This window comes from Lysobacter enzymogenes, from assembly GCF_017168095.1.
In the GTDB taxonomy this organism is placed as follows: Bacteria; Pseudomonadota; Gammaproteobacteria; order Xanthomonadales; family Xanthomonadaceae; genus Lysobacter; species Lysobacter enzymogenes_D.
This window is the reverse complement of the sequence record NZ_LXSD01000390.1, coordinates 4,927-5,173: the sequence shown is the minus strand read 5'-3', so window position 1 is coordinate 5,173 and position 247 is coordinate 4,927. Positions and strand designations below refer to the sequence as shown.

Below are 247 nucleotides of genomic sequence, written 5' to 3'. Positions count from 1 at the left end.
GCCGGTGTTCTGGACCGCGAAGGTGTAGGTGATGGTGTCGCCGACGTCGCCCGCGCCGTTGGCGGGCGTGTCGGTGTCGGTGATTGCGCCGGCCGTCTTGGTCAGGGTCAGCTGCGGCGCGGCATTGATCGTCACCGTCTCGTCGTCGGTGTCGGTGACCGTTCCACCCGTCGGCGTGGTGCCGGTGCCGGTCGCGGTGTTGGCGCGCGAGCCCGTGTTCACATCCTGCTGGGTCAGCGTATACACG

1 protein-coding gene is annotated in these 247 nt (G+C 68.8%); it reads right to left on the bottom strand.

The genetic code is table 11. The annotated features are described in order from the left end of the window. Positions 1–247: hypothetical protein (locus A7A76_RS16080; RefSeq protein WP_206412136.1), on the bottom strand; the 247-nt coding region annotated here is incomplete at both ends.